This window comes from Sorangium sp. So ce1335 (assembly GCF_051521615.1).
Taxonomy (GTDB): Bacteria; Myxococcota_A; Polyangia; order Polyangiales; family Polyangiaceae; genus Sorangium.
This window is the reverse complement of sequence record NZ_CP150363.1, coordinates 4,983,815-5,010,327: the sequence shown is the minus strand read 5'-3', so window position 1 is coordinate 5,010,327 and position 26,513 is coordinate 4,983,815. Positions and strand designations below refer to the sequence as shown.

21 protein-coding genes are annotated in these 26,513 nt (G+C 70.9%); 11 read left to right on the top strand and 10 right to left on the bottom strand.

What is annotated here, in order from left to right; all coding sequences use genetic code 11:
- Positions 1–719: 719 nt before the first annotated feature.
- On the top strand, positions 720–1,940 hold the full coding sequence (locus WMF24_RS18370) for a lipase family protein (protein ID WP_437737725.1): 1,221 nt from the start codon (positions 720–722) through the stop codon (positions 1,938–1,940).
- 204 nt (positions 1,941–2,144) lie between these two features.
- Here WMF24_RS18370 and WMF24_RS18365 read toward each other — a convergent pair whose 3' ends face one another.
- Positions 2,145–2,609: a hypothetical protein gene (locus tag WMF24_RS18365; RefSeq protein ID WP_437737724.1), complete on the bottom strand. Its 465-nt coding sequence runs from the start codon at positions 2,607–2,609 to the stop codon at positions 2,145–2,147.
- A gap of 427 nt (positions 2,610–3,036) precedes the next feature.
- Positions 3,037–3,915 (bottom strand): Fpg/Nei family DNA glycosylase, encoded by an 879-nt coding sequence (locus tag WMF24_RS18360; RefSeq protein ID WP_437737723.1) that lies wholly within the window; start codon positions 3,913–3,915, stop codon positions 3,037–3,039.
- A 271-nt stretch (positions 3,916–4,186) separates the two neighbouring features.
- On the opposite strand from WMF24_RS18360, the gene WMF24_RS18355 reads away from it, so the two are divergent.
- Positions 4,187–6,115: an SIR2 family protein gene (locus tag WMF24_RS18355; protein WP_437737722.1), complete on the top strand. Its 1,929-nt coding sequence runs from the start codon at positions 4,187–4,189 to the stop codon at positions 6,113–6,115.
- Between the two features lie 158 nt (positions 6,116–6,273).
- Here the strand turns inward: WMF24_RS18355 and WMF24_RS18350 are convergent, their stop codons facing one another.
- Positions 6,274–7,728 (bottom strand): glucuronyl esterase domain-containing protein, encoded by a 1,455-nt coding sequence (locus WMF24_RS18350; RefSeq protein ID WP_437737721.1) that lies wholly within the window; start codon positions 7,726–7,728, stop codon positions 6,274–6,276.
- 709 nt (positions 7,729–8,437) lie between these two features.
- On the opposite strand from WMF24_RS18350, the gene WMF24_RS18345 reads away from it, so the two are divergent.
- The 6 genes from WMF24_RS18345 (at position 8,438) to WMF24_RS18320 (ending at position 15,229) form a co-directional block, all read left to right on the top strand.
- Positions 8,438–9,487 (top strand): NAD(P)-dependent alcohol dehydrogenase, encoded by a 1,050-nt coding sequence (locus tag WMF24_RS18345; protein ID WP_437737720.1) that lies wholly within the window; start codon positions 8,438–8,440, stop codon positions 9,485–9,487.
- A 253-nt stretch (positions 9,488–9,740) separates the two neighbouring features.
- A complete protein-coding gene (locus WMF24_RS18340) occupies positions 9,741–10,169 on the top strand; it encodes a DUF6184 family natural product biosynthesis lipoprotein (RefSeq protein ID WP_437737719.1) in 429 nt (142 codons plus the stop codon).
- A gap of 539 nt (positions 10,170–10,708) precedes the next feature.
- A complete protein-coding gene (locus tag WMF24_RS18335) occupies positions 10,709–11,752 on the top strand; it encodes a c-type cytochrome (RefSeq protein WP_437737718.1) in 1,044 nt (347 codons plus the stop codon).
- Between the two features lie 200 nt (positions 11,753–11,952).
- Positions 11,953–12,798: a hypothetical protein gene (locus WMF24_RS18330; RefSeq protein ID WP_437737717.1), complete on the top strand. Its 846-nt coding sequence runs from the start codon at positions 11,953–11,955 to the stop codon at positions 12,796–12,798.
- Between the two features lie 227 nt (positions 12,799–13,025).
- Positions 13,026–14,741, top strand: a complete 1,716-nt coding sequence (locus WMF24_RS18325) for an amidohydrolase (protein WP_437737716.1) — start codon at positions 13,026–13,028, stop codon at positions 14,739–14,741.
- Positions 14,742–14,845: 104 nt separating this feature from the next.
- Positions 14,846–15,229 carry a hypothetical protein gene (locus WMF24_RS18320; RefSeq protein ID WP_437737715.1) on the top strand — a complete coding sequence of 128 codons (384 nt, stop codon included), beginning with the start codon at positions 14,846–14,848 and terminating at the stop codon, positions 15,227–15,229.
- A gap of 127 nt (positions 15,230–15,356) precedes the next feature.
- On the opposite strand, the gene WMF24_RS18315 is transcribed toward WMF24_RS18320, so the two are convergent.
- Positions 15,357–16,226, bottom strand: a complete 870-nt coding sequence (locus tag WMF24_RS18315; RefSeq protein ID WP_437737714.1) for a DUF899 domain-containing protein — start codon at positions 16,224–16,226, stop codon at positions 15,357–15,359.
- Positions 16,227–16,710: 484 nt separating this feature from the next.
- Here WMF24_RS18315 and WMF24_RS18310 point away from each other — a divergent pair, with 484 nt between their 5' ends.
- Both WMF24_RS18310 and WMF24_RS18305 read left to right on the top strand, forming a co-directional pair.
- Complete coding sequence (locus tag WMF24_RS18310) at positions 16,711–17,232, top strand: OmpA family protein (RefSeq protein WP_437737713.1); 522 nt, start codon at positions 16,711–16,713, stop codon at positions 17,230–17,232.
- Positions 17,233–17,283: 51 nt separating this feature from the next.
- Positions 17,284–17,670, top strand: a complete 387-nt coding sequence (locus WMF24_RS18305) for an AgmX/PglI C-terminal domain-containing protein (RefSeq protein ID WP_437737712.1) — start codon at positions 17,284–17,286, stop codon at positions 17,668–17,670.
- A gap of 254 nt (positions 17,671–17,924) precedes the next feature.
- Here the strand turns inward: WMF24_RS18305 and WMF24_RS18300 are convergent, their stop codons facing one another.
- The 3 genes from WMF24_RS18300 to WMF24_RS18290 all read right to left on the bottom strand — a co-directional run bounded on the left by WMF24_RS18300 (position 17,925) and on the right by WMF24_RS18290 (position 20,774).
- Positions 17,925–18,488 carry a hypothetical protein gene (locus tag WMF24_RS18300; RefSeq protein WP_437737711.1) on the bottom strand — a complete coding sequence of 188 codons (564 nt, stop codon included), beginning with the start codon at positions 18,486–18,488 and terminating at the stop codon, positions 17,925–17,927.
- A 208-nt stretch (positions 18,489–18,696) separates the two neighbouring features.
- A complete protein-coding gene (locus WMF24_RS18295) occupies positions 18,697–20,205 on the bottom strand; it encodes a serine/threonine-protein kinase (RefSeq protein ID WP_437737710.1) in 1,509 nt (502 codons plus the stop codon).
- 224 nt (positions 20,206–20,429) lie between these two features.
- Positions 20,430–20,774, bottom strand: a complete 345-nt coding sequence (locus WMF24_RS18290; protein WP_437737709.1) for a molybdopterin oxidoreductase — start codon at positions 20,772–20,774, stop codon at positions 20,430–20,432.
- Between the two features lie 144 nt (positions 20,775–20,918).
- Between WMF24_RS18290 and WMF24_RS18285 the strand changes: the two genes are divergently transcribed.
- Entirely contained in the window at positions 20,919–22,487 is a 1,569-nt protein-coding gene (locus tag WMF24_RS18285; RefSeq protein WP_437737708.1) for a GMC family oxidoreductase, read from the top strand.
- Between the two features lie 53 nt (positions 22,488–22,540).
- Here the strand turns inward: WMF24_RS18285 and WMF24_RS18280 are convergent, their stop codons facing one another.
- From WMF24_RS18280 to WMF24_RS18270, 3 genes are all read right to left on the bottom strand, one after another.
- On the bottom strand, positions 22,541–23,050 hold the full coding sequence (locus WMF24_RS18280) for an SPW repeat domain-containing protein (RefSeq protein ID WP_437737707.1): 510 nt from the start codon (positions 23,048–23,050) through the stop codon (positions 22,541–22,543).
- Positions 23,051–23,157: 107 nt separating this feature from the next.
- Positions 23,158–24,723, bottom strand: coding sequence for a DUF1552 domain-containing protein (locus WMF24_RS18275; protein WP_437737706.1), 1,566 nt, complete (start codon positions 24,721–24,723; stop codon positions 23,158–23,160).
- 61 nt (positions 24,724–24,784) lie between these two features.
- On the bottom strand, positions 24,785–26,377 hold the full coding sequence (locus WMF24_RS18270) for a DUF1592 domain-containing protein (RefSeq protein WP_437737705.1): 1,593 nt from the start codon (positions 26,375–26,377) through the stop codon (positions 24,785–24,787).
- Positions 26,378–26,513 lie beyond the last annotated feature (136 nt).

Genomic DNA, 26,513 nt, shown 5'->3' with positions numbered 1-26,513 from the left:
ATCGACACGACGGGGCCGGATTACGTAGGTCTCGCGGGGTCAAGGCCAACGCCAAACTGCCGATCGTGGGCGCTGCCCCCGCGATCGCGGGTCGGCCGTGAGCTTCCGGCGGTGCCGTCGACGGCGGTGGAGCAAGTGCAGTTGGCGAGCAGGTCAGCGAGCGTCCCGGCACCTCGGGGTGCCCATCGGGACCACGTTCTCGCGGCTCCGCCGGCGGCGGAACCTCCTTGCGACCATGCTCAAGTAGCGGCGACGGGCTCATTGGACTTCCGTCCGGTGTCTTCTCCCAGCGCGTTACGGCGCGCTGCCGTGCAATTCAAGACGGTGTGTCGCCAGTGCAACGGGAACTCGCCGGCATGAGCATCGATCTGGCGTGCTGCTCGGCGACGATGTGGCGATGAACGGCCAAAGGTTCGACCCGAGCTCAATCGGGGGGCTACGGAGAAGCAGAGCGTTCCATCTCCCAGGGACGGTCGTTTGCGTCCTGACAGACGCTACCATCCGTGCGCAGAGACGCCGGCGTTCCTCATACACCCCGACTCCTGCTCGCCTCGCTCTCGCGGTGTATACTGCGCGAGACGCGCATTTTACACCATCACGCTCGAATGTCGTAGTTAATCCGAGACGTGTGTCAGCGCGCCGGCGCGACAGATCTGTGGGGAGAACGACCTCTGTCTACAACGCCGAGCGCACGCAAGCTCAGACATGACAGGAAACCAATGATTCTGGAAAGCATCAGCAGTGCAGGCTTTGAGCCGAGCAATATCGCATACCGGATGCCTGACGGCAGCATCAGCATCGTGCAGGGCGGGAGGGCGCTGGTCCCAGATGATGTCGCTGAATATTTGACGAGCGTCAGGAGAGGTTTATACGATCACAAGGCCACGGAAATACTTGCATTTGCTTCGTCATGGGCATATTCGGACGTCAGCACATTTGCGTTGGCCATGGCACAGCGCGGGCTGTACGGGAACGATTGCGTTGCCATCACATTTTCGAACGATGCTCTGCTGGTCGACACGTCCGCTTTGCTTCTCCAAAGCGAGTCCAGGCGCCTGGCGATTCTTTGCTTCCGGGGCACAGAGCCGAGGAATGTCATCGACTGGGTCTCTGACACGAGCGGGAAGATGGAGTCCTTTCTCTCTGCCGGGAAGGTGCATGGGGGATTTCATCGCGCAGCTCGGTCGATCTGGCCGGTATTGAGGCCGCTTCTGCGAGCTGCGGCCGAAGAGCGCTCCATCTGTGACGAATTGCAGTCGATGAAGAAAAAATGGATGAAGTCCTGTTCGGCCAGTGGTTACTACGTGGAAGATTGGCTGTTTCCTGGCCGCGCGCCCGGCGAGACAGAGACGCCAGAGGTAAGGGCGACAGGACGTGGGGGCGGCGCGCCGGGCGAACCAGGGACGGTGAAACGAGAGCCTCCTGCGCTCTACATTACGGGCCATAGCCTGGGCGGCGCGTTGGCGGTCTTGACCGCGGCGCTCATCGATTGGGACGATGACTTCAATGACGAATTCCCAGGACTGATTCGCGGAATATATACATACGGGCAGCCAATGGTGGGCGACGCCACGTTTGCCCGCGAATGTCGCGGAAACATCGGAAATTATCTATATCGTCATGTGTACGACAAAGATATCGTGCCGCGTTTGCCGTCGCTGACAATGGGAAATTTTGAGCATTTTGGCCGGGAGTACCGTTCGACGAACGAGGGGTGGACATTGCGAACCAGGCCTGCGCAGAGGGTGCTCACCCTGGGTCTGAGTAACGTCATAGGAGCATTGGCATGGCTCACTCATGATGTGTTGCCTCTGAAGGGACTGAGGCTGCCGCTCTCGTGGGGACACCATTCGCCACTCAATTACATGCGCACGTCGATGATTGCTCGCCCAGGTGCCGAGTTCGATCCATCGGTGCCCGTTCCTCGTCGGGGTCGATAGAGCGATCTGCGAATGGTGGCCGCGCGCATTGTTAGGTGCACAGACAGCACTTGCAGGTAGCGCAGCGGGCGCTTGCCGGCCTGCCCAGCGCGCCGCGCAACAAGGCCGCGGCGGATGGTGCCACCACCTCTCCGCGGCCGTGTCTGCAACTGGAAAGCGGGCCACGGCGCAGGAGTGCTGCTTGGCGATCGGCCCCCGGGCCTGTCATGGCCCCGTCGCTGGTGCGATCCCGATACCGAAGACGCGCTCGTGCCGCGCGCTCTCGTGGCAACCCATGCACGACGCGACGCGCCCGGCGGAGGTCACCTCCCCTTCCGGCGTGACCGTGCCGTAAACCCAGCCCGCGTCGGTGCCGGGCGTCTCCGGCGTCACCTTGAGCACCACGTAGGCGCCGGCGAGGCGCGACGCGCGGTAGACGCGGTCGCCGTCGCGCAGGTAGGGGTCGAAGTGGTCCTCGGGGCCGTGCGGGGCTTCCGGCCGGGAGGCGCCCGGGAACTCCGGCGCCGCGCCCTTCTCCACGAGCTCGGGGTGGTAGCTCTCCTTCACAAGGACCTGCCCGACCGGCTGGGACACAGGCTCCGGGCCCTGCGCGAACGGATAACGATCGCGGTGCCGGGCGAACACCGAGTAGAGCTTGCGGGCGTGGCCGCCGTCCTCGGCGGCGCTCATGCGGGCACGGCCCGGCATCGGCAGACGGCAGAGCCAGGGAGCCCAGCGGAGCTCGTCGTCGACACGCCCCCAGGCCCTGTAATCGCGGTACGCGGCGGCGATCAGCGGGGCGAAACGCGCATCGACCTCGGCAGCATCGCCGGCCGGCGCAGAGGGCGCGGCAGCCGGCGTCGCCGAGGAAGTACCGGAAGGAGGGCGCTGCGCGACCTCCGCGTCCGGGAGAGCTGGCTCATCCAGGGGCTGGCTACATCCAGGCGCGAGCACAAGGAGCAAGAGCAGGGGGACACGCATGAGGCCGATCGTACGATCGGACCGACCGGAAGATCTGCCCGGCGAGCCGCGCGCCGCGCGAGCGTCGGGCACGCTGGCGCCCCGCACACCGCGGCCGAGGCGCCGGCGGCAGAGCTCACCGCGCCGGCCGCCGAGCTCACCGCGCCGGCGGCGCGGGCTCCGGCGACGGCGGGGCGGCGCGGGTCGGCTGGCAGCGGGGGCAGAAGTACGTCGACCGCATCATCGTCCCCTGCCGGCGCATCTGGACCGCGGCGCCGCAGTCGTAGCAGGCGCGCCCCTCGCGACCGTACACGCTGACAGGCCTCCTGACGCGGTCGAAGCCGGTGCGCGTCGTGCGCGTGTGGAGGTAGTGCGCGGTGGGACCGCGGTACGCGCCCGACGCGTCCCGCGGCTCGACGTTGGCCTGCAGCAGGCGGCGGCCGAGGTCGATCATCGCGGAGAGCTCCTCGTCCGAGTACGCGCGGACCGGCGCGAACGGATCGAGCTTCCTCCGGAAGAGGAGCTCGCTCTTGTAGACGTTGCCGATGCCGGCGACGACGCGCTGATCCATGATCGCGACGCCGAGCGGCACGTCGTCGAGCGCGCGGAGCCGGCGGAGCGCCTCCGCGGCGTCGAAGCCGTCGGCGAGCAGGTCCGGGCCGAGGCTGCCGAGGAGCCGATCGCCGCGCACGGCGCTCGCGCGGAGCAGGCGCACGATCGGCGCGCGGAAGCAGACGGCGACGTAACCCGGGACCGCGAGGATCGCCGACGCCGTCGCCTCGGATCGCTTCCAGCGCTCGCCCTCGCGGTACAGGTGCCAGGCGCCGCTCATGCGCAGGTGCGTGTGGAGGACGGTGCCTTCGTCGAAGTAGATCAGGAGGTTCTTGCCGCGCGCCTCCACGCGCTCGACACGGCGCCCCACGAGGTGATCGCACCGCCGGTCGCTCCGGGGCAGCTCCAGCGCGATGACGCGCGCGCCCTCCAGGACAGGGCCGAGGGCAGCAGCGATCCGGAAGAGGGTGTCGCCTTCAGGCATGAGCGGCTCCCGGAGGCTCTGGGTGCGGACCGGCCGGACCGCAAGGGGGCTGGCGCGCTGGCCGGACGGCAAAGGGGGCTCGCGCGCCGGCCGGACCGCAACGAGCTCGCACGCCGGCCGGACCGCAAGCGGCCCGCGCGCCGACAACGGCCGGCGGCGCGCCGCACCGGCGGGGCGCGCCCAGGCCCCGCCGCTTGACCTCCGAGCCGCACCTCGTGAATCCTCGAACGATGCCCGGGCTGCTGCGCGCGCCGTTCGAGGAGCGGGTGTGATGGATCTCGGATTCGACGACGTCCTGCCGTACCTGGCCAGCGCGTACCGGCGGGGCACGCTCGCGCCGTTCATCGGCTCGGGGATGAGCAGGCCGGCCTGCACGGGCTGGCTCGACCTGCTCCGCGGGCTCGCGGACGCGGCCGGCGTGGAGGTGCCCGCGCACCTCAGGAAAGCCAGCCCCGGGGACCGACTCGACACCTCGGAGCTGTACCGGCTCGCCGACAAGGCGGTGCTCGGGCTGGCCGCCATGGACGCGGAGGCGCGCGCGGACGCGTACCGCGGCGCGCTCAACGAGGGCGGCAAGGCCGCGGGCGACTGCGCGGTGCCGCCGCAGACCGAGGCGCTCGCGCGCTGCCCCTGGCCGCTCGTGCTCACCACCAACTACGACGACGTCTACGTCGTCAGCCGGATACGGCAGTCGCGCGCCGCCGAGATCTCCGGCGTGCGCCGCGCCGGCAAGCCGTCCAGCGACGCAAGGCGCGACGAGACCGACGTCCCCGAGGTGCTCGGGCGCAGCGTCGAGGACTGCCACAAGGTCCTTCGCTCCCTGGCGTCGCCGACGCGTCCCATCCTGTGGGCGCTGCAGGGCTTCCTCGGAGGGCAGGCCGCGCGGCTCGACGCGCTCGAGGAGGAGCTCGTCCTCGACCCGCGGCGCCGCGCCGAGCTCGCGAGCCAGGTGGTGGCGGGCCACCAGCAGTACCAGGTCGCCGTGAACGCGCACCCGCACTTCCGGCGGGCGTTCGCGGAGGTCCTCTCCCGGCGCTCGCTGCTCTTCCTCGGCTCCGGCATCCTCGAGGACTACCTCGTCAATCTCTTCGGGGAGATCGCCCACCACCACGGGCCCGGGCCCCACCCTCACTTCGCGCTGTTCCCCGGCGACAGGAAAGACACCCTCGACGTCCGCTTCCTGCAAACGCGGCTCGGCATCGCCCCCGTGTTCTACGGGCATTACTCCGAGCTGGCGGGGCTGCTCGATCGGCTGGCCGATGCGGTCGGGGAGCGCCGGGCCCCTGCCCCGTCCGGCGCCCCGAGGCCGCCGGCGGCGTGGATGCCGGACGAGCTGGGATTCAGCCTGTCCGAGGGGTCGAGATGCCCCGCCGGCGCGGCGAGGAAGGTCCGGCTGCGGTACGCGCCGCTGCCGGTGCCCGCCGCGGGAGACGGCCGCGCCTGCGCCGTCGTCAGCGTGGGCCGGATGCCCTCGGACAACCGCGCCATCCCGGGCACCCAGGCGGCTCGCCTCCTCGCCGAGGCGCAGGAGGCCGGGGTCGTCGCGGACACCGACCCCGGGCGCTGGCGCCCCCTCGACGAGGCGCCGTCCTACGCCTACCGGTTCGACGACGCGCCCCTCTTCGGCGTCGCCGCCCGCGACCGGACGACGGATCTGCCGCCGGGCAGCGGCGACGACGGTCCGGAGGACAGCCGGGATCTCGGCGTCATCGCGGACGCGGTGTGCGCGGCCCTGCGCGCGGCGGGCGCGGCGGGGTTCCGCCGCGTTCACATCGGCCCGGTGGCCTCGGGCAAGCACCGGCTCTGGCACCCGCTCCACCCGTTCGTGCAGACGCTCGCCGGCGTCCGCGCGTTCTTCCGCGAGGCCCCTGCGGAAGGCGTCGAGATCGTCGAGCTCCACGTGCTCTCCCCGGCGATCTGGTCCCCCGTCATCGCCGGCAAGGTCCCTGTAGCGGAGATGCTGTCATCCGGGATGATGAAGGTCTGGGTCGATCTCCGGGACGCGAGCGGCAGCTCGGAGATCTTCGCGGTGACCGTCTGCGGCCCGACGCGCGTCGGCGACATCAAGGAGCTCTGCGGGCTCCCCCCGGCGCGGTGGAGCACGGAGATCCTCCCCCGACCGAGCAAGGTCGAGCCGTCGAGCGCGGACGACCTGCTGGTGACGCCCGCCTCGATCGTCGTCTTCTCGCCGCGGCGGTAGAGCTCCGCGCCAACCTCGAGGCGTCCAGGGATCACCTCCTCGACGCCGCGGGCATCCAGCGCGTGCTCTTCTGAAGCGGCGGCGGCCGCGCTGAAGACCCCTGCGCCGGATGATGGAGGGCAAGGCCAGAGCGGCTTTCATGCCCCCCAGGGGCATCCCTACTGCAGCACCGTATCCATGTTCCAGTCAACCCACATGTCTTTCCATTCGCTGACCGGCTGCTGAACGCCGTTGTCCAGGATGTTCAGCACGTCCGTGTTTGCGCTGGTATTGCCCTCGAACACGCGCTTGAACATCTCGCCTGCGAGGGCGGTTTGTGAGCCCGATGCGCCGCAGTGGTTCGCGCTGTACATCTGGAAGCCCATGCGCTCGGGGATGCCGAGCGCCTTCCATACCGGCTTTGCTGCCCACGCGGAGAGCGCTTCACAGGTTCCACCCAGGTGACACCATGAGTTCCTGCCGTTGGCGTTCGTGAAGTGCACCAGGTGCCGTGGCGCGATGGTCGCCAGGATCAGATGCGTGTCAAACGGGAGGTTGTACACCTTCGAGGGGTCGCTCCGGAGCCAGCGGGCCGCACCGGTCACCCAGGGGCCGCAGATGCCGCTGTCCTCGAGGTTGTCGATGCTCTGAGGCTTGGCATCCGAGCACTGCCAGACAGAACCGCCTTCACCGTGCCTGAACCACTCTGCCTGACGCAGGTTGGCCACGCCGCCACCGCCCGATTCAACGATGACGACCAGCGGTACACGGCTGAAGACACCCGCCAGGTAAGCGCCTTTTCCACACCCGGAGCACCCCGACACCATCATCTTCGTGGGGTCGTGTCCGCTGCCCGGGTTCTGCTCCAGCACGTCCATCACCCGGTCGATCATCCATCCGTTGGCGACGTTGGTGTTGAGCTCGGACAGGCCGAAGAGATTTCTTATCTTGCCCTCGAAGCCGCTTCCAAACGACAGCGATTTGTGGGCCGACGGGAAGATCCCGCCCGACAGCTTGAGGGCGATCACGTTGCCGGATCCGCTGATGTTCGCCGTGAAGCTCTCCGTTTTGTTGCCCACCTTGGCGGTGATCGAAACGGTGCCTCCGGACACGGTTCCGGTCACCTCATCCGGTTCGGAGGGAACGGGACCGTAGAGGTACTTGGCCGCCATCGCCAGGATTTCCTTGCGGCGGCACTCCCACTGTTCCTTGGTGGTGACCTTCGTTCCGTTGAAGAACGTGAACGGATCCGGGAGCTTCTCGTTCACCTCGGTCAGGCCGCTCGGCTCGGGCAAATCGGGCAGGACACACGTGAAGTCGCCGCTGCCACTCCCGCCAGTCCCGCCACCCCCGCCCGTCCCGCCAGCCGGGGAGCCGCCCGTGCCGGAGCCGCCCGTCGGAGCACCGCTGCCCGTGGTGCCGGGCCCGCCGGTCGCGGAAGTACTGCCGGTCGCGAAGCCTCCACCCGTGGTGACTCCCGTGCTCCCGTCCGGCGTCCCGCCGCCTGTGCCAAAAGCACCTCCCTCGGTATCGCCGGATCCCGTCCCTGAAGAGCAGCCAGGGAAGTTCAAGAGGGCGAGGATGGGAATCGCGAGAGCGGTGAATTTGCGCGAGGTACGAGAACGGACAGACATGGAGACCTCCAGTGAGGGACATCGGGCGCGACAGGCCGCATCCGGGCGATCGCGGGCAGGCTGCAGCTGGCGCGCCGCCATGCGTCGAAATCCCCGCTGCGCAGCGCATGCGCCGTGTGCTGATCTCCCCGAGAGGGTACCACAGGAGGGGTCGAGTGATACACGTTTCGCCGCGCGCAGCGCGCGCGGAGGGCCTCGTTCGGCGGCGCCGCGCTACGATCGGTAACGCCCGGACGACGCCGCGCTACGATCGGTAACAGGAGCGGCGCTGGCCTCACCAGGTGGCGGCGCTCAGGCCCTGCGCGGCGTCGATTCAGAGAAGATTGATTCACCCTCGAAGGAACTGGCGCTCGTCACCCATGCTCTCTTCAACTGTACGACAATTCTACGACGAGCACCCGAGTCTTTCAGGGCTCACGGCCCACGCCGCCATCGTGGAGAAGCGGAGGTGCTGCGCAGACGCGCCGCGAGCTCTTGCGGGAAGGGAGCCGGGCTCGTGCGCCGGGGCACCTCCCGGCGCGCCGCATTGTCGAGCACGGCACGAGAGCCCTTTCGCCTCGAGGCGCCTGGTCCGCCGCGGGACCGGAACGGAGGTTGCCTCGTGCATGGCGCGGGGCGGCGCGGCCCGGTCTCGCCTGGCTGGCCGCCCACAGGAGCGGTTTGTCGTTCAACGCCGCGAGCAACGTGTACCAGAGAGGAGCATCAACCCATGTACGAGACGAAGGCTTACGCCGCCGCCAGCGCGACATCGCCGCTGGCCTCCACCCGGATCCCGCGGCGCGATCCGACCGAGCACGACGTGCAGATCGAGATCCTCTTCTGCGGCATCTGCCACTCCGACCTCCACGCGGTCCGCAGCGAGTGGGGCCCGGCGGTCTACCCGATCGTGCCGGGGCACGAGATCGTCGGCCGCGTCACGAGGGTCGGCCCGGCGGTCACCCGGCACAAGACCGGCGACCTCGTCGCGGTCGGCTGCCTCGTGGACTCGGACGGGACCTGCCCGAGCTGCATGGAGGGGCTGGAGCAGTTCTGCCCGAACCAGACCCTCACCTACGGCGCCCCCGACAGGCACCTCGGGGGCGTCACGTACGGCGGCTACGCCGACAGCATCGTCGTCGATGAGCGGTTCGTGCTGCGCGTCCCAAAGAACCTCGACCCCGCCGCCGCCGCGCCGCTCCTCTGCGCCGGGATCACCACGTACTCGCCCCTGCGCCGGTCGGGCATCACGAGGGGCAAGAAGGTCGGCATCGTCGGCCTCGGCGGGCTCGGCCATATGGGCGTGAAGTTCGCTCATGCGTTCGGAGCGCACGTCGTCGTCTTCACCACCTCGCCCGGCAAGGCGGAGGACGCCCTTCGCCTGGGCGCGGATGAGGTCGTCATGTCCCGCAACCCCGACGAGATGCAGAAGCACGCCGGCAGCTTCGACTACATCCTCGACACGGTGTCCGCGGACCACGACGTCAATGCCCTCATCAACCTGCTCCGCCGCGACGGCAACATGACCCTCGTCGGGGCGCCGGCGAAGCCCCTCGCCGTCGCCGCCTTCGGCCTCATCCTGGGGCGCCGCAGCCTCTCCGGCTCGTCGATCGGCGGCATCCCCGAGACCCAGGAGATGCTCGACTTTTGCGGCGCGAACAACGTCACCTCGGACGTCGAGGTCATCCCCATCCAGAAGGTCAACGAGGCGTACGAGAGGCTGCTCAGGTCGGATGTGAAGTACCGCTTCTCGATCGACATGGCCTCTCTCAAGGCGGGGTGAACGGCGACGCCTGTCGCAATCTGCCACGAGCGTGCGCCCGGGCATGGCCGCCTGCCCGCGTGAATGCCCGCGTTCCTCGGCGCAGGGCGTCCGCGAGCGTGCGCGGACGCGGCCCAGAGCGACTGGCATGGACGGTGCCTGAGTACGTGAGCGTGCCGTATTGAGGTGCGAGCCCGCGGCGCACGGCTGCGAAGCGGGCTACGCGTGAAGCCGCCACAAGACATTCTGGCGAGCTGTGAAAGAGGAAACGACGATGCAAAAGTGTCTCTGGGCTTCTTTGGCGACGACGATCTTCCTGGTCGGGGCTGCTGGCTGCGACGACGCTGCGGACACGGTGAACGACGTGCTGCCCGACGAGGCGTCGCGCGAGGCGCGCATAGAGCAGATCGCGGAGGCGGCGTGCGACCGGTACGCGGACACCGAGGCGGGCTGCCCCGGTTATGGCACCGGCGACGACCAGGACTACGAGACGGAAGAGGACTGCCAGCGCGACTTCGAGGCCCGCGCGGGCGACCTCTGGCCCGCGAGCGAGTGCGGCTCCGGGCAGATCAACGACAGCCGCTACGATGTTTGCGAGGAGCGCGCGAAGGCGGCCGCCTGCTCAGGGGGCATCTTCGACGCGATCGCCGCGCTGGACGAGTGCAGCGCCGAGAGCGTGTGCACGGATCCCGCCGAGAATTGATCGCCGCGGCGCCGGGCCGCGGCCGCCGCGACGCGGGGATGCGATCGTCCGAGAACGCCGGGTCGGCTGAGCCCTCCTCGAGACCGTCGCCGGTCCCGGAGGAAAGCTCAGCTACCCGGGCGAGACCGCTCCCGGTCAGCAGGAGGCAGCTCAGCTACCCGGACCAGACCGTGTCCGGTCCCGGGGGAAAGCTCAGCTACCCGGACCAGACCGCTCCCGGTCAGCAGGAGGTAGCTCAGCTACCCGGACCAGCCCGTGTCCGGTCCCGGGGGAAAGCTCAGCTTACCCTGGGGACCGTTTCCGGTCTCCGGGGAAAGCTCAACTACCCCGACAATCGTACACTGGCTTTCAGCGGGAGCATGACTGGGTTGTGGCACACTGCGGTCCAAGCACGAGCCAGACCAACGACCTGCCGGTGAGCCGGGGCGACGCCGCAGGCCGGCGGCGGGAAATCTGTGGCCAGCCTCTCGTTCGCACCTGGATCGACGGCGCTCCGGTCGCCGTTGCGGAGCCGCGCCGGAGATGACTAGAGTGCCCGCGTGAACCCCCCTCCCCAGGAGACTGCCTTGCTCGACCGTGTCCGCTCCCGCGCGCTCGCTGTGGGTCGCGCCACCCTCTCGGCCTCGCTCCCGGCGCTCCTCGCCGGCGCAGCGGCCTGCGGCCCCTCCACGCCGGCACAGGAGCCGCCCCAGCCGCCCGCCGAGGCCGCAAACACGGCGCCCGCCGCTGCCGCCACGCAGCCCGCGCCGGCGGCGCCCGCCGTCGACACGGCGCTCGGCGGACGGCTCTTCGACAGGTTCTACGGGAAGGAGCCCCCATACTCGACCTTCGTCCCGGATAGCTCGAAGACCAAGGGAACCCTGGACGGCCAGGGCGGCCCCTCGGGCAATGGCACCCTGAAGCTCGGATCCGGAGAGGTGATGAGCAACGACGCCGGCCACGATTATCGGCTCAAGAACCTCTTCGGCTGGGATCTCAAGGGCCGCGAGGGCATCTACGGACCGAGCGCGATGGCGAAGGGGTACGCCGTCTCGCGGAACCTCCTCGCGGGGCGCGAGACGCAAGAGGAGCTCGTCGCCCTGTTCACGAAGGGAGATCGCGAGATCCCCGCGTACGGCGACGTGCTCGCGCCCCCGCAGATCGAGGCCATGGCCGCGTTCGTGATCGGCGTCCGCGACGGTGCGCTCCCGCACCCCGACCAGATCTTCACGAACAAGCCGCCCGCCCAGGGGCATTACGCGCTCCTGCCGGGCGGCGACCCTGCCCGCGGGAAGGCGATCATCAAGGAGCGCTGCGCCTCGTGCCACGGCGAGGACGGGACGAAGATGCTCTTCGACGACGGCGCCTACTCGCTCGGCTCGCACGCGCGGCAAAAGGCGTACGAGGACTGGCACAAGATCCTGAATGGACAGCCGGGCTCGCCCATGGATCGTCAGGTCCGCGGGAGCACGGGCAAGGAGATGGCGCAGGAGCTCCTCGATATCCTGGCCGCCCTCTGCGATCGCGGGGCGTTCCCCCCAGGAAAGGCGACGGCGAAGGACGTCGAGAACGGCGACGGGCGCTGCGGCGCTTACCTGAAATAGCCGGCGTGGCCCCCTGATCGGCGCGCGGCGCAGGCCGCCGCGAGGGCGCCACGAGCGCGCCGCCCCAGGCCCGGCGAAGGAACGGCGCGGGCAACAATCGACAGCGTTCGCCGTCGATGCTGGGCACATGTCACCGGATAGTTCCCAGGAGCTACGCCTTCGACGTGGGATTCCTTCCCTGACTCGTGCGACGGCAATCCTTGCTGCTCCTTGCCCGGACCCGGGGCGGCAAACGTTGCCACGACGGCAACGTTTGCCGCGCGCCGGCCCCGCAGGCGAGCTCGTTTGCGCGGACACCGCTCCGTGCGGCGCGATCGGCGCGCCGCGCCACCCGTTCTCCTCGATGGGCCACGCGCTGGGAAGGGATGGACGTCAGTTGCCGTAATCTCTGCCAGCCGGGCTCGCCGGTGATGACAGCGAGAGAACACGCCATGAACAAGATCCAGAACGTCCTCCTCCATGCCTCCTTCCTCGGCCTCGTCGTGATCGCCGTGCCGGGGTGTCCGGGCGAAAGCGAATCCCCGGTGGAGCAAACGCCGGCGGAGCAAGCGCAGGCCATCTGCGCCAAGTTCGATGAGTGCGGGGAGCTGGGCGAGGGCCGGACAGCGCAGCAGTGCGCGACCGATCTCGAGAAAGTCTACGACGCGACGCAGACCGATGACCTCTGCGGTCCTCTGGTCCAGAAGTACCAGACGGCCATGGCCTGCCTTTCGCAGGAGATGTCATGCGAGGATCTCGACGATGGCGCCGGCGAAGAAGGCGGCCCCTCGAAGGGTGAGCCGTGCTTCGAGGAGGTGGAGAGCGCCGAGAAGGCCCTGGATGAGGCGAAGAAGCGGGATCCCGAGCGGGCGGAGAGCTGCGCCTTGGTTTACGCGTTGTCCGTGATGGCCGCCCAGGGGGACTCGTTCTTCGAGACCCCGGAGGGACACGGCGCACAGTGCACGACGGCAGAGGAATGTCCTGCCATCGAGTGCCCGGATCCGGAGCACAGCAGCCAGGTTTGCCTGAACGGTGCGTGTGCCACGGAGGAAGACCTCTGCGAGTGAGCGCGCCCCACCAGCGCGCCGGGGCGGGACGCCTTCCTGCGCGGTAAGCCGCCGGAACGCGTCCGGGGGAGCGCAGCCCGCTGGGGAGCGCAGCCCGCCCGCCAGGGGCTCCCCATTCCTGGCCCGTCAGGAGCTCCCATCCTTTCCTGCAGCGCTGGTTCGGCCGCGGTGAGGGCCGGCGCCCCGGCCGCCGTTGCGCGCCCCGCGCGGGTGCTAGGGTGGCGCTCATGTCGAACGTGCTCCGAGCGACGCTCCTGAGCCTCTTCGGCAGCCTCGCCATCGGCTGTGCCTCACCCGGCCCGCCCGGCGCGGCGCAGGCGCCCTCGACGCCCGCAGAGCCCCCGGCGCCCGCAGATCTCGTGATCACCGCCGGCGTCGTCCGGACGATGGATCCCGGAAGGCCGCGCGCGGAGGCGGTCGCCGTGCGCGGCGAGCGGATCGCCTTCGTGGGCAGCGCGGCCGACGCGAAGGCCCTCGTCGGGCCGGGGACGCGCGTCGTGGAGCTGCCGGGGGGCGCCGTCGTGCCCGGGCTCGTCGACGGGCATTGCCACCTCTACGGGCTCGGGATCGCGCTGGAGACGCTGAGCGTGCGCGGCGCGAGGAGCGCCGAGGCGGCGGCGGCGGTCGTGGCCGAGGCGGCGAAGGACCGGCCGAAGGGCGAGTGGATCACCGGGCGCGGCTGGGACCAGAACCTCTGGCCGGGCGCCGCGTTCCCCACGCACGCGCCGCTCGACGCGGCGGCGCCGGAGCACCCGGTGGCGCTGCGCCGCGTCGACGGGCACACGCTCTGGGCGAACGCGGCGGCGATGCGCGCGGCAGGGGTCGGCAGGGGCACGCAGGATCCGCCGGGCGGGCGCATCCTGCGCGGCGCGGGGGGCGAGCCGACGGGCGTCTTCATCGACAGCGCGATGGGCCTCGTCGAGGCGACGATCCCGGCCGACCCGCCCGACGTGCGCGAGCGGCGCATCCTGCGCGCGGCCGAGGAGGCGCTCTCGGTCGGGCTCACGGGCGTGCACGAGATGGGCATCGACGACGAGACCGCGGCCGTCTACCGCGCCCTCGCCGCCGCCGGGCGGCTGCCGATCCGCGTCCACGCGTACCTCGCCGGCGACGGGAGGCTCGACGGGCTGAAGGGGCGCGCGCCCGACGCGGACGCGGCGGGCACGGCAATGTTCGTGCTGCGCGGGGTCAAGCTCTTCGCCGACGGCGCGCTCGGCTCGCGCGGCGCGGCGCTCCTCGAGCCGTACGCGGACGAGCCCTCGACGAGCGGGCTGCTGCTGATGGATCGCGAGGCGCTCGCCCGGGCGGCGCGGCTCGTCGCGGACGCGGGATTCCAGCTCGCCGTGCACGCGATCGGCGACCGCGCCAACCGCGCCGTGCTCGACGCGTTCGAGGCGCTCGGCCCGGGGCGGGCGGCGGCGCTGCGGTTCCGGGTGGAGCACGCGCAGATCCTCTCGCCCGTCGATCTGCCGCGCTTCGCGGCGCTCGGCGCGATCGCCTCGATGCAGCCGTCGCACGCGACGAGCGACATGGCGTGGGCGCCCGCGCGGCTCGGCGCCCACCGGCTGAAGGGCGCGTACGCCTGGCGGTCGCTGCGCGCGTCGGGCGCGCGCCTGGTGTTCGGCTCGGATTTCCCGGTGGAGGAGGCCTCGCCGCTGCTCGGGCTGCACGCGGCCGTGACCCGGCAGGATCTGTCGGGCCAGCCCCCGGGCGGGTGGATGCCCGAAGAGCGGCTCGACCTCGACGAGGCGCTCCTTGCCTTCACCGCGGCGCCCGCGTACGCGGCCTGGGCCGAGGGCCAGCGGGGCCGGATCGCGCCCGGCTACGTGGCCGATCTGACGGTCCTCGGCCGCGATCTCTCGCCCGATCGCGCGATCGTCGACACGCCCATCGAGATGGTCGTCGTCGGCGGCCGCGTGGCGCGCGCGCCGGCGTCGCGGTGAGCGGCGCGCTTCGCCCGGACCGCCATGAGGTATAACGGCCGATGCGAGCGGACGCGAGCCGACGCAAGCCGCGCCAGCCCCGCAAGCCAAGGAGGAATGAGCGAATGCTCGCACGCTACCAGATCATTCGCGGGCGCCGTCCAGATGGCGATCCGCTGCCGGAAGGCAGACGGTACGACACGCGCAAGCACACGCAACACGTGCTGAGGCCCACCCCGGAGATCGTCGAGGCGTTCCTGTCCGACCCCTCGCAAGCAGGCTTCAAGCGGTTTCGCGCCGCCTACATCGCGGTGCTCGATGAGCGGTTTGCCGAGCAAGCGGCGCGCTTCGACGCGCTGGCGCAGGAGGCCCGGCAAGGTGACGTCTTCCTCGGCTGCAACTGCCCAACGGCTCGCCAGCCCGACGTCCGGCACTGTCACACGTGGCTGGCTCTGGAGTACCTCGCGCGCAAGTACCCGGACCTGGACGTGAGGTTCGGCGCCCGGTGAGAGGTGTTCACGCGTGCCCACGGCGATCGAGGCGGCTCGGCGCCGCGCCGGCGCCGGGCGCGGCGCGAGCCCCGCGGTTCAGCGCCGCATCAGCGCCGCAGCCGTGAGCAACCGGTTCAGCGCCGCATCAGCGCCGCAGCCGTGAGCAACAGTCGTCCGCCTCGGGAGCGGTGCGCGCCGGCCGCGCGCCGCTGGAATCGGACAGGTCCTCCTGCTCGTCGGGGTAGCGGATGCGCACGTCGCCGGCCTTGGCGCCCCGCCCGGTGCTGCGCCCCTTGGGCTCTTCCCAGTCCTCCTGGCGCCCGAGCGCGGTGAGATCGAGGAAGTAGTACGAGCCGCCCGTCGACTCCGTGCCGCGCCCGTAGGTCGAGTAGGTGTGGTACACGCGCTCGCCGTCGCGCAGGAAGCAGCTCAGCCCGTGCAGGTCGAAGGGCTGCTTGCCGCCCAGGTAGTAAGCGGTGCCGGCCTGCTCGTGCTCGGCGGGCGTGCGGTAGTTGTACTCCACGGGCGCGACCGACTCGTCCAGCGTGACGTGGTAGTCGTGGTTGAAGCGGCTGCCCTCCGACGAGTACCAGGGCACGGGCCAGCCCATGCGCGCCTTGAACGGCGCGATCTTCTCCCATGGAGCGCGCGAGATGAACGCGAACGTGGTGTCGACGTCGTGCAAGTGGCGCAGGTGGCCCTTCGATATCTGGTCGGCGAAGCCCGAGCAGCTCGGGCAGCCGCGATCCCTGGGTGTGCCGTCGTCCTCGAACAGCCACATGAAATGATAGACCATGAGCTGCTGCCGGCCCTCGAACAGATCGAGCAGGCGCAGCTTGCCGTGGGCGCCCGAGAACTCGTAGGGTTCGGTCACCTCGACCATCGGCAGGCGCCGGCGATCGGCGTTGAGCTGGTCGCGCGCTCGCGTCAGCTCCTTCTCCCGGGTGAGCAGCGCCTTGCGTGCCTCCAGCCACTCGGCGCGCGAGACGACGCGCGGTAGTTCGATGCGGGTCATGGGTACGTCTCCATTGGCGTCAGGATGGGCATCGCCCGGTGCAGGCGCTGCCGCGGGATGGGTCCGGACGATGGACCGCCGGAGCGCGCGGGACTCATCGGTGTACCCGTCGAAAAAAAGCGCCGCCGGCCGCCGGAGGCCACGGCGAAGGTGACCAGGGGTCAGCGATCGTGGCGCTGGCGCCACGAAGCGGGGCCAGCGTGGCCAAAATCCAGGCTAGCTCATGGCGACCGTTCTGGGCTAGGGTGCGCGGCATGGAGCTCGCCTGCGAGCCGACCCTACCCGGTTCCGGGGTATTCGTCGTGCTCGCACTGCGCGCGGCACCCAGCCACCTGGGTCCGTGACAGCGGCCCATGGAGTCTCGACCATGAAGGATATCTCCGACAACCGAAGCGCGAGGCGCCGTCAGGGCCCTCGCTCCTGGCCCGGCGCCCATCGCGTGTCGCGGCGCCCCGCGGGCCTCGGGCCTCGAATCGCCCTTGTCTTGCTCGCGGGCGTGAGCCTCGGCGCGGCGGCCTGCGGCGGCGTCACCGCGTTCGAAGGGGGACGAGCGTTCACCATCGTGGGCACGCCGCCGCCGCCCCCTCCCCCGCCCCCGCCCGAGAAGAAGCGCGTCGAGGTGACGGAGAAGCAGATCGTCATCAACGAGAAGATCCTCTTCGAGCACGACAAGGCGGTGATCCGGACCGAGTCGCACAGCCTGCTCAACGAGGTCGTCGACACGATCAAGAAGCACCCGCACATCAAGAAGATCGCCATCGAGGGGCACGCGAGCTCCGACGGGGCGGACGAGCACAACCTGAAGCTCTCGGATCGCCGCGCGAAGGCCGTGATGGAGTACCTCGTCCAGCACGGGATCGCTCAGGGCATGCTCACCGCCAAGGGGTTCGGCGAGACGAAGCCCCTCGCGGACAACGACTCGGAGGAGGGGCGCGAGAAGAACCGCCGGGTCGAGTTCAACATCGTCGAGCAGGACACCGCGAAGGCCGCGGCGGGAGGGGAGTAGATGCTGGTCCGGGATCGATCCACGAACGCTGCTCCCGGCAAGGAGGCGCGCATGAAGCAATGGGTCTTCGGTATGGTCCTTCTGGCCTCGTCGGGCGCGACCGCGGGGTGCTCCTTCGCCGTGCGGAGCCCGGCGATGTACCGAGACGACACGGCCGCGCTGCTCGCGACGAGGGAAGAGCAGATCCGGGCGTGCTACGACGCGGAGCTCGCCCGGAACCCCGGCGCCGAGGGCACGGTCACCGTCAGCTTCCTCGTGCTCGAGGACACCGGCCGCCTCGCGGACATCCACGTCGAGGAGGAGGGCACCACCGCCTCGAAGGAGGTGGCGAGCTGCGTCGCGGAGTCGATCGACGGGCTCGTCCTGACGCCGGCGGATCAGAACAAGGGCAAGGGGAAGTTCACCTGGGAGTTCACGCCCCGGGCCCCGAAGGCGTAGCCGAGGGAGCCCAGGGGGGTCCCCCAGCCTGTCGCGATGATGGGGCGGCCGGGGGGCCACCAGAGCGACAAACGGGTTGAACCCGCCTGAAACGAGCAGAGCTTCGAACCGCCAAGGCGCCAAGGACGCCAAGACTTTGTCTTCTTCTTGGCGTCCTGGCGGTTCATCTCTCGCTCGATCAACGTGATTGATCGTTGTTCCAGACACCAGGATCTCTCCTGTCTTCCTGGCGTCTTCGCGGGCGAGAGACCCCGCTACGGGAGCTCCCAGTCCTGCGCGTCCTGCCGGCACCCGGGCCCGCACGCTTCGCCGTTCGGATACGAGCGCTGGTACGCGGGGGTGAAGCCCTGCTCTCCGACGACGGCGCCGTCCCGGCGCACCACGACGACGACGCGCGCTGGCGTGCCGTGAACCGTGATCCGCTGCGTGAACTGCCCGGGGATCGGGTTACAGAACTGCGAGACGGCGCCGCCGTTCGACGTCTCCCTGCACCGTGTCACCGGCTCGATCGAGACAGCGACCGTCGGGCTGCACTGGACGAACACCCCGCCTCCGCCCGCCTGCGGCGTGTTGGTCCAGGTGTAGGCGCACGACACCTGGTTGCCGTCCACCGAGAGATCCAGCGCGTACTCTCCCGCTGCCCAGCGCTTGTCCGCCGTCGCCGCGGTGATGGTGAAGCTGTCGTTGCAGCCCAGCTCCGTGCACTGTTGCTTGATGCAGCCGCTCGCGGCGGCGAGCGTGGCCAGCCCGGCGGCGAGCGAGACGGCTCTGCGCGCGCGGGGGCCGCGTAGAACGAGGCGAGAAAGCGATCGAATCATGGGGCCATCCTCTCTCCGGCGGAAGCGCCGTGGACCGGCGCGCAGAATTGCAATGGGCACGCCACCTGTGTGGACCACGCAAGAGACCACCTCTCCAGGCGTCTTTCGTCACGCGCGCCCGAGCGACACCTGACACGCCTGTCAGGCCGACCTCCGCCGCGCCCCTTCCAGCGCTCCACCGCTCGGGCGAGCCGCCCCCGCGCCGGGCTCATCGCCGCAGCAGCGCCTCGGAGCCCGCCTGCGCGCTGCCCAGCGGGGCCCAGCGCCCCGCGAGCTGCCGGCCCGGGTTCCGCGACGACGTGATGTCGTACGTGCCGGCCAGGTCGGGGGCGGCGCTCGCCGCAGCGCTCGACGGCCCGACCGGCGGCGATGGCGCGCTGCCGGTGGTCGCGCCGGCGCTGCCGTACGACGGCAGCAGCGGCGCTGTCGGGGCGCGCTCGGTCGCACCCTGGCGCTGCAAGAGCACAAGACCGCCGATCACGAGCGCGGCGACGACGAGCAGCCCGCCGACGACGATCGCGAGCAGGAGGCCCACGGGCGCCCTGCGCCGCGCCGGGACCGGGACCGGGACCAGCGCGGCGGTGGCGCCGGCCACGCCGCCGACCTCGGTGCGCGCGAGCGGCGGGTAGGTGGGGCTTCCGTAGGCCGGCGGAGCCGGCGTGGGCTGCGCCGGCAGCGGGGCCGCGGGCCCGTGCGACGCCGCGGGCGCGTGAGACGCCGCGGACCCGTGGGACGCCGCGGGCCCGTGGGACGCCGCGGGCGCGTGAGACGCCGCGGGCCCGTGCGACGCCGCGGGCCCGTGCGACGCCGCGGCGAGCACGGGATCGAGCGCCGCCATGGCCTGCGCGGCGTCGGGAAAGCGGGCGCGGGCGTCGCGGGCGACGCACCGGGCGAACCAGGCGTCGAAGCCGGCCGGGATCAGCTGAGGACACCCGAGCTGCGCGGCCCGGGCGGACGGGGGCTCCAGCGGGTTGAACAGCACCTCGCGCATCAGCGACATGACCGACGCGCTCGGGCCGCGGACCGGCTCGACCCAGTAAAGGCGCCCGGTGAGCAGGTAGAAGGCGAGCAGCCCGATCGCCCACACGTCCGACGCGGGGGTGACCTGCGCGGCCAGCTCTGTCTGCTCGGGCGCCATCCAGAGCGGCGTCCCGACCGACGCGGTCATCGCCGTGCTCGCCCGCGTCTCGGCCACGACCTTCGCGACGCCGAAGTCGAGCACCTTCACCTTGAAGCGGACGTTCTGCTGCCGCGGCCGCGCGATGAAGACGTTCTCGGGCTTGAGATCGCGGTGCACGACGCCCGCGCGGTGCGCCGCCGCGAGCGCGTGGCAGAGCTGCCCCATCAGCTCGCGGATCTCGTCCGGCGGCAGCGGGCCGCGCTGCGCCACGACGGCCGCGAGGTCGGATCCGTCGAGCAGCTCCATGGCGAGCCAGGGCATCTGCGTCGCCGGATCCACGCCCGCGGCGACCACCTCCACGACGTGGTCGCTCTCGATGCGCGCCCCGACCCTCGCCTCCTGCTCGAAGCGCTCGCGGAACCGCGGGTCCTGCGCGATCTGCGCGTGCATCAGCTTCACCGCGCGCGGCTTGCCCGTGGAGATCTGCTCTGCGACGAGCACGGCGCCCATGCCCCCCTGGCTCAGGGGCCGGACGATGCGGAAGTCGCCCCCGAGGACCGTGCCGGGAGCGAGCGGTGCGGCGGTTGTGTGGAGCATGGCGAGAGGGGACCCTCCGGGCGATGCCGCGCATCGCGCCCCGCTAGCCTACCCTCGGACGCGCGCGCGCGGGGCGCCGCGAAGCGCCCCGCGCGGCGGGCCGCAGCGCCGCCGCCGCGCCCCGCGCGGCAGGCCGCACCGCCGTCGCCGAGCCACCCCCCGACGGCGCGGGCGCCGGCCCTCCCGTCGCCGAGCACAGCGCGCCGGCGCCCCTTCCGCAGCGCTCAGATCTCCGCCAGGCCGATGTCGATGGTCGCGAGCCCGCGCACGCCTTCGGGGGCGCCCACGGACAGCTCCAGGACGCTCTCCGGGGGGATGTCCTCGATGATGACGAGCGGCACGTGGATCGCCGCCCTGGCGCCGATGGGGAAATAGCGCATCGGCTGGCCGTCGCGCCGGAGGAGCAGGTAGACGAGCTCGCCGGTGGAGTTGCCCGCGCGCAGGTAGATGAGCTGAGCGCGCCTGTCCCGCGGGACGGTGTACCCGATGGCGGGACGGAGGGGGACCGGCTGCTCCAGGCCCTGCCCCTCGAACGCATAGACCCCCTGTATGAACCTCGGTATCTCCAACGGGACCTCCCGGGCCATCGCCGGACGGGCGCGCAGCGGGCGCACGCGCGCGGCGCTCTGGAAGTGCACGGGAGTCATACGGCGCGGACCGTTTCGACGGCACGTTGCCGGACCGCGCGATCCCGTGTAAGTCGTGTTTCCAAGGTGTTGCGCTCGTCGCCGTCCTCGTCTTCCCGCCCGGGGAGCGCTGCCGATCTCATCGTCGTCGGGGCAGGCTCTTCCGGGGCGGTGATCGCCGCGCGCGTCACGGAGCGCGCGGATCGCGATGTGCTGCTGCTCGAGGCCGGGCCCGACTACCCGGACCCGGCGCGCCTGCCGGCCGACCTGCGCGACGGCACCCGCAACTCGTGGCGCTTGCACGACTGGGGCTATCGCCACCGGCCGACGCCGGGGCAGATCATGTTCCTCTTCCCGCGCGGCAAGGTGGTCGGCGGCTCGTCGGCCGTGAACACGTGCATCGCGATCCGCGGGCAACGTTACGATTACGACGAGTGGGCCGCGCTCGGCCTGCCCGAGTGGGGCTTCGACGCCTGCCTGCCCTACTTCAAGCGCATGGAGGACGACCGCGACTTCGGCGATCCCTGGCACGGCAAGGGCGGCCCGGTGCCGATCCGGCGCGCCCGGCGCGAGGAGCTCGTGCCGTGGCAGGCGGCGTTCGTCGACGGGTGCAGGGCGCTCGGCTACCCCGCGTGCGCTGACACGAACGATCCGGACGCGCCCGCGGGCGTCGGCCCGCACGCGATGAACAAGATCGACGGCCAGCGCATGAGCGCGGCGCACTGCTACCTGACCGCCGACGTGCGCCGGCGGGAGAACCTGCGGCTCCGGCCGCGCACGACCGTGCGGCGGGTGCTCGTGCGCAACCGCCGGGTCGAGGGGGTGGAGATCGAGACGGACGGGCGCGTCGAGGTGGTCGCGACGCGCAAGGTGGTGCTGAGCGCCGGCGCCATCGCGACACCAGGGATCCTCCTGCGCAGCGGGATCGGGCCGCGGGCAGAGCTCGCGCGGCTCGGGGTGGAGCTCGTGGCCGACGTGCCCGCCGTCGGGGCGCGGCTGCTCGATCACCCGGGGGCGGCCATCGGCCTGTGGCCGCGCCGCCGGGGGCTGATCGACGTCCTGCGCCAGCCGCTCGTGCAGACGGTGCTCCGCTACACGTCGCGCGGCAGCCCGTACCCGAACGACATGATGCTCCAGCCGGGCTCGTTCTTCCCGGTGCACCCGCGCGTCACGATACCGGCCTTCGCCATCGCGTGCTGCATCGGCAAGCCGCGCGGGACCGGCCGCATCGAGTACCCGAGCGCGGACCCGCACGCGCGGCCGCGCATCGTCTCGAACCTGCTCGTCGACCGCGACGACCTCGCGCGCGCGGTGGACGCGCTGGAGCTCGCGTACGACGTCGCGCGCACCGCGCCGATGCGCGAGCTCGGCTGGTTCCTCTGGCCCACCGAGCGCACGCTGATGCGCCGCGAGGCGCTGGAGCGGTGGATCTACCGGAGCTGCGGGTCCGGCTATCACCCGTGCGGGACGGTCCCGATGGGGCCCGAGGGCGACCTGGCGGCGGCTGTCGACGGGCGCGGGCACGTCCGCGGCGTCGAGGGGCTGATCGTCGCGGACGCGAGCATCATGCCGACCATCCCGAGCGTGAACACGAACCTGACGGCGCTGATGATCGGCGAGCGGTTCGGCGAGTGGCTCCGCGAGGGGGCGGCGTAGCCGCCGCGCGCCGCGAGGCAGCTCCACCTGGCAGAGGGCGCGACCCGGCGGACCTACGTGGCCGACTGCATGCGTCCGCGGGCAGCGCGGTAGTCGGTGAACATCGACCCAAGGATGGTGGCGGCCCCTGTGGCGATATGGATCATCGCGGCGAGCGGTGCGCGCTTCTTGTACCCGAGCGCGAACGGAGCCGCGATCACGGACGCGCTCCACGCATAATCCAGCACCTCGTGCGCCTCGATCGGGATCAGCTTCGCCAGGCTGAGCCGGTAGTCGGTGAGCAACGACACGGAGATGACCGACGCGCCGAGGAGCACGCCGGCGACCTTTGCCTCGGGCCGTTTCGAGGCGAGCCCGGCCATGGCGACCATGAGGCCGTTCGAGTAGTCGAGCACCGAGTGGACGTCCTGGGGGATGAATCGCCGGACGGGCAGGACGCCGAAGAGCAGCTTCGAGGGGATCGCTGCGTTCTCGTGGACGGCCGGCGCCGCGGCGGCGCCGGCCCGGGTGACCTCGGGGGTCAGCAACTCTTCGGTGCTCGGGTAGATGGCGGATTGCGTCATGAGAAACCTCCCGCCTGGCGCCCTAGCAAGCGGTGGACCGCCGATAGCCGGCGACCGGCGTCAACGCGCCCGGGGCGATCGGAGACAACCGATCACGGCCGAGCCCGTTACCGGAGGATCTCCTCGAGCAGCGCGTTCGGCTCCCCGCGGCGATCGTCGCCGAACGACGCGATTCCGAGGCCGTGGTACTGGTTCATGATCGTGAACCAGAGATCGCGGAGCTGGCGATCGCTCCCGACAGGATCGTAGGCGACGTGCGCGTCGTTCAGGAAGACGCCGTCCCCGCCCAGGAGGACGATGGGCAGGTCGTACGCGTCATGATCGTGGGTGCGCATCTCGCTCATGTACACCATGACGGAATGGTCGAGCACCGTCCCGTCGCCCTCGCGGATCGCGTCGAGCCGCTGCGCGAGCTGCGCCGTCTTCTGGCCGAGCCAGCAGTTGATCGCCGCGAAGTCGAGGTTGCTCTCCTCGATGATCCGGTATCTGCCGTCCTCGGTCGCGCGGTCGATGTTGCCCGGGCCGTGCTGCGACGCGTGGAAGTGCAGGCTGCTCTCTGCCCTGTAGTCGAGTCCCACCTTCGCGCGGACGTCCTCGGGGATGCACCGGTACTCGAACTCGGATCGCGAGTCGTCGAGCATGTGGGTGACGACGCGCGTCACGTCGCACTGGAGCGCCATGACGAGGAGATCGATCATGACGTTCGCGTGGTCGTCGTGCCTGTACTCGCCGGCTTCCGTGCTGTCGTTCTCGTTGAGCCCCACGAGCGGGCCCGGCGGCTCGGGGACGGCGCCGGGCTCGCGGACAGGGCTGCAGCCGGTCATCGTCGCCTGGACGCGGGTCACGTTCTTCTCGGTCTCCCGCAGCGCGTCGAGGTACTGCTGGACGATCCTGCGATCGTCCGCGCCGACCCGGGTCATCAGCGAATTCGCGTCCGCGAGCACGGCGTCGATCACGCTCTTCTCGGCCGCCGCGCGGCGCTCGGCCTCGATCCTCGCCTGCGCGGCGGTCTGGCCGGGCACGGGCGCCGCGTACGCCGCGCCCGCGTTGACGAGCGCGTCGAAGACCGCCTTCGGGTTGACCGAGCGCTTCAGCGGCTCGCGCGGGCTCTTCCAGGAGATCGCCTGGTTGTACGCGTAGCTGCGCTCGTCGAAGAAGCCGGGCTTGACCCCGAGCCCCGTTTGCAGCGACGCGATGCGGGTCGCCTGGAGCGGGCCCGACTCCTGCGCGATGAGCTGATCGACCGAGACGCCGTTGCCCACCCACTCGCCGAGATCCTGGCCTTGCGCCCGCCCCAGCTCGTCGGCGTCGACGCAGGTCGACAGCGCCGCCGTGAGGCGCGAGTGCGACGGCTCGATGTACGGGCTCTGCTCCTTGCTCCACGTGTAGTTGCCGAGGCGGCTTATCATGAGCATCTTCGACTTCACCGGCGCGAAGTGCTCGAGCACCCTCGGCAGCTTGAAGTCGGCGCCCTTCAGCGTCTTGCCGAACGCGGGCGCCGTCTCCCACCAGTGGTGGGGCGCCCCGTTCGGGAACGTGCAGAGGATGAAGCGCTTCGGGGTGCCCGCCTCCCCCGCGCGCGCCCCGCGCGGCTCGAAGCTCTCGAGCCACGGCAGCGCCAGGCAGACGCCCGCGCCGCGCAGCAGGGCCCTGCGTGACAGTCGCCGCTTCATGTGCGCATCGCCCCTTCGCGCCCGGCGCCTCGCGGCGGCGACGCGGCCAGACCGCGCCGCGTCACCGGGCCCTCCCCTCCGCGCGGCGGAGGCGGAACGCGTCGCTCGTCACCACCTGCTTCACCAGCGCGGCGATCGTCCCGGCATCCCAGCGCGCGGCGATGTCCGCGATCTCGGGCCTGTCCCCGCGCGTCGGGCTCCGGCGCAGGGCGTAGGCGAAGAGCTGCTCGGTGGGGCACGTCCCCGTCAAGGCGGCCTCCTGGAGCGTCGGCACGAGGCCGGTGACGTCCTGGAACGCCGTGCCGTCGTAGACGCCGGCCGCGTCGATCGGGTCGCCGTTCGGGTACTCGGTCCGGTAGGCGCCTATCGGGTCGAAGTTCTCCAGGCTCAGCCCGATCGGGTCGAGCAGATCATGGCAGCTCGCGCAGTCGGGCGACTCGCGGTGCTTCTCGAGCTTCTTGCGGACGTTGTCGGCAGGGACCGAGTCGCCGCCCGCGGCGCCGAGCTCCGGAATGACCATGTTGGCGGGCGGCTCCATGGGCACGCAGAAGAGCTGGGCGAGGATCGTCTTCGCGCGGGACGTCGGAGACGTCCTGTCGGCGTGCGACGACAGCGTGAGGAACGCGGGGAGCGTGAGGAACCCGCGGCGCACGCCCTCGGGATCGTTCGTGTACAGCGGCGCGACGAGCGGGCTCTCCGGGTGGGGCGCCGTCAGGAACTCGGCCCATGTCCGCTCGCCGGTCGTGAACGCGGCGAAGTACGCGTTGGCCTGGTCGATCATCGCGGCCTTGAGCTCCTGATTCCACAGGGGGAACAGCGTGGGCTCGACGGTGTGGCTGGGGAGCGTGCGGGTGCCGAGCCACTGCCCGAAGAAGCTCTCGAAGAAGGCGGCGCTCTTCGGGTCGGCCAGCATGCGGTCGACCTGCCGGAGGATCTCGTCCTCGGTGGCGAGCTCGTCGCGCCCCGCCGCCTCGAAGAGCGCCTCGTCCGGGAGCGAGCTCCAGAGCAGGTACGAGAGCCGCGACGCGATCTCGAACCCGTTGAGGGCGCCGGGCGCGCGGGCCGAGTCGGGGCCGAGCTCGATCCTGAGGAGGAAGTGCGGCGACGTCAGCAGCGTCCGGACGACGAGCTGCACCGCCTCGACCGGGGGCATCTCGAGGGCGGTCACGGCGTGGGTGTACTGCGCCACGTAGCGCTCGACCTCCGCGGCCTCGAGCGGCCGCCGGAAGGCGCGCAGCCCGAAGCGCTCGATGATGTCGCGCGCGCACCCGGCATCCGCGGCCTCTGCCGGGTCGCACACGAGGATCTTCGCGCGCTGGGCCTCGCTCGAGAACGCGTCTTCGGCGAGGGCCCTCGCGGCGTCGTAGTACCCCTGGAAGAGGACCTGCGGCAGGGTCGCGAGGGCGCTCGCGTTCGCGTCGAACCCCCTGGCGCCGGAGGCAGGGAAGCCGTCCGCGGGCCGCAGGCTCGTCCCGAGCAGGTGGGCGACGGTGCTATTGTACTCCGCCGCGGTCATGTGGTGCAGCGGCATCCCGCCCGGAGCGGCGACCGGCGCCGGCTCCCGCGCATCATCACAGCCGAGGAGGCCAGCGCTCGAGAGGCTCAGCAGGCCCCCCGCGACGGCGAGCCGGAGATCGGCGGCAACTCGGTTCAAGGTGACCGTCATCGTCGGCTCCCGCGCGGAGCATCCGGGAGAGAAACTCCACAGGTCCCCCCGGAAGTCAAGCTCGTCGCGGCGTCCAGCGCGGCTCGGGTTTCCTCTCGTGGAGCCGCTTTTCACGGCGCTCACT

Coding starts and splice junctions, on each gene's coding strand:
- WMF24_RS18345 (WP_437737720.1), top strand. CDS start 8,438: ATGTACGAGACGAAGGCTTACGCCGCCGCCAGCGCGACATCGCCGCTG.
- WMF24_RS18360 (WP_437737723.1), bottom strand. CDS start 3,915: ATGCCTGAAGGCGACACCCTCTTCCGGATCGCTGCTGCCCTCGGCCCT.
- WMF24_RS18300 (WP_437737711.1), bottom strand. CDS start 18,488: ATGATTCGATCGCTTTCTCGCCTCGTTCTACGCGGCCCCCGCGCGCGC.
- WMF24_RS18320 (WP_437737715.1), top strand. CDS start 14,846: ATGCTCGCACGCTACCAGATCATTCGCGGGCGCCGTCCAGATGGCGAT.
- WMF24_RS18325 (WP_437737716.1), top strand. CDS start 13,026: ATGTCGAACGTGCTCCGAGCGACGCTCCTGAGCCTCTTCGGCAGCCTC.
- WMF24_RS18275 (WP_437737706.1), bottom strand. CDS start 24,723: ATGAAGCGGCGACTGTCACGCAGGGCCCTGCTGCGCGGCGCGGGCGTC.
- WMF24_RS18370 (WP_437737725.1), top strand. CDS start 720: ATGATTCTGGAAAGCATCAGCAGTGCAGGCTTTGAGCCGAGCAATATC.
- WMF24_RS18355 (WP_437737722.1), top strand. CDS start 4,187: ATGGATCTCGGATTCGACGACGTCCTGCCGTACCTGGCCAGCGCGTAC.
- WMF24_RS18280 (WP_437737707.1), bottom strand. CDS start 23,050: ATGACGCAATCCGCCATCTACCCGAGCACCGAAGAGTTGCTGACCCCC.
- WMF24_RS18365 (WP_437737724.1), bottom strand. CDS start 2,609: ATGAGCGCCGCCGAGGACGGCGGCCACGCCCGCAAGCTCTACTCGGTG.
- WMF24_RS18340 (WP_437737719.1), top strand. CDS start 9,741: ATGCAAAAGTGTCTCTGGGCTTCTTTGGCGACGACGATCTTCCTGGTC.
- WMF24_RS18315 (WP_437737714.1), bottom strand. CDS start 16,226: ATGACCCGCATCGAACTACCGCGCGTCGTCTCGCGCGCCGAGTGGCTG.
- WMF24_RS18350 (WP_437737721.1), bottom strand. CDS start 7,728: ATGTCTGTCCGTTCTCGTACCTCGCGCAAATTCACCGCTCTCGCGATT.
- WMF24_RS18295 (WP_437737710.1), bottom strand. CDS start 20,205: ATGCTCCACACAACCGCCGCACCGCTCGCTCCCGGCACGGTCCTCGGG.
- WMF24_RS18305 (WP_437737712.1), top strand. CDS start 17,284: ATGAAGCAATGGGTCTTCGGTATGGTCCTTCTGGCCTCGTCGGGCGCG.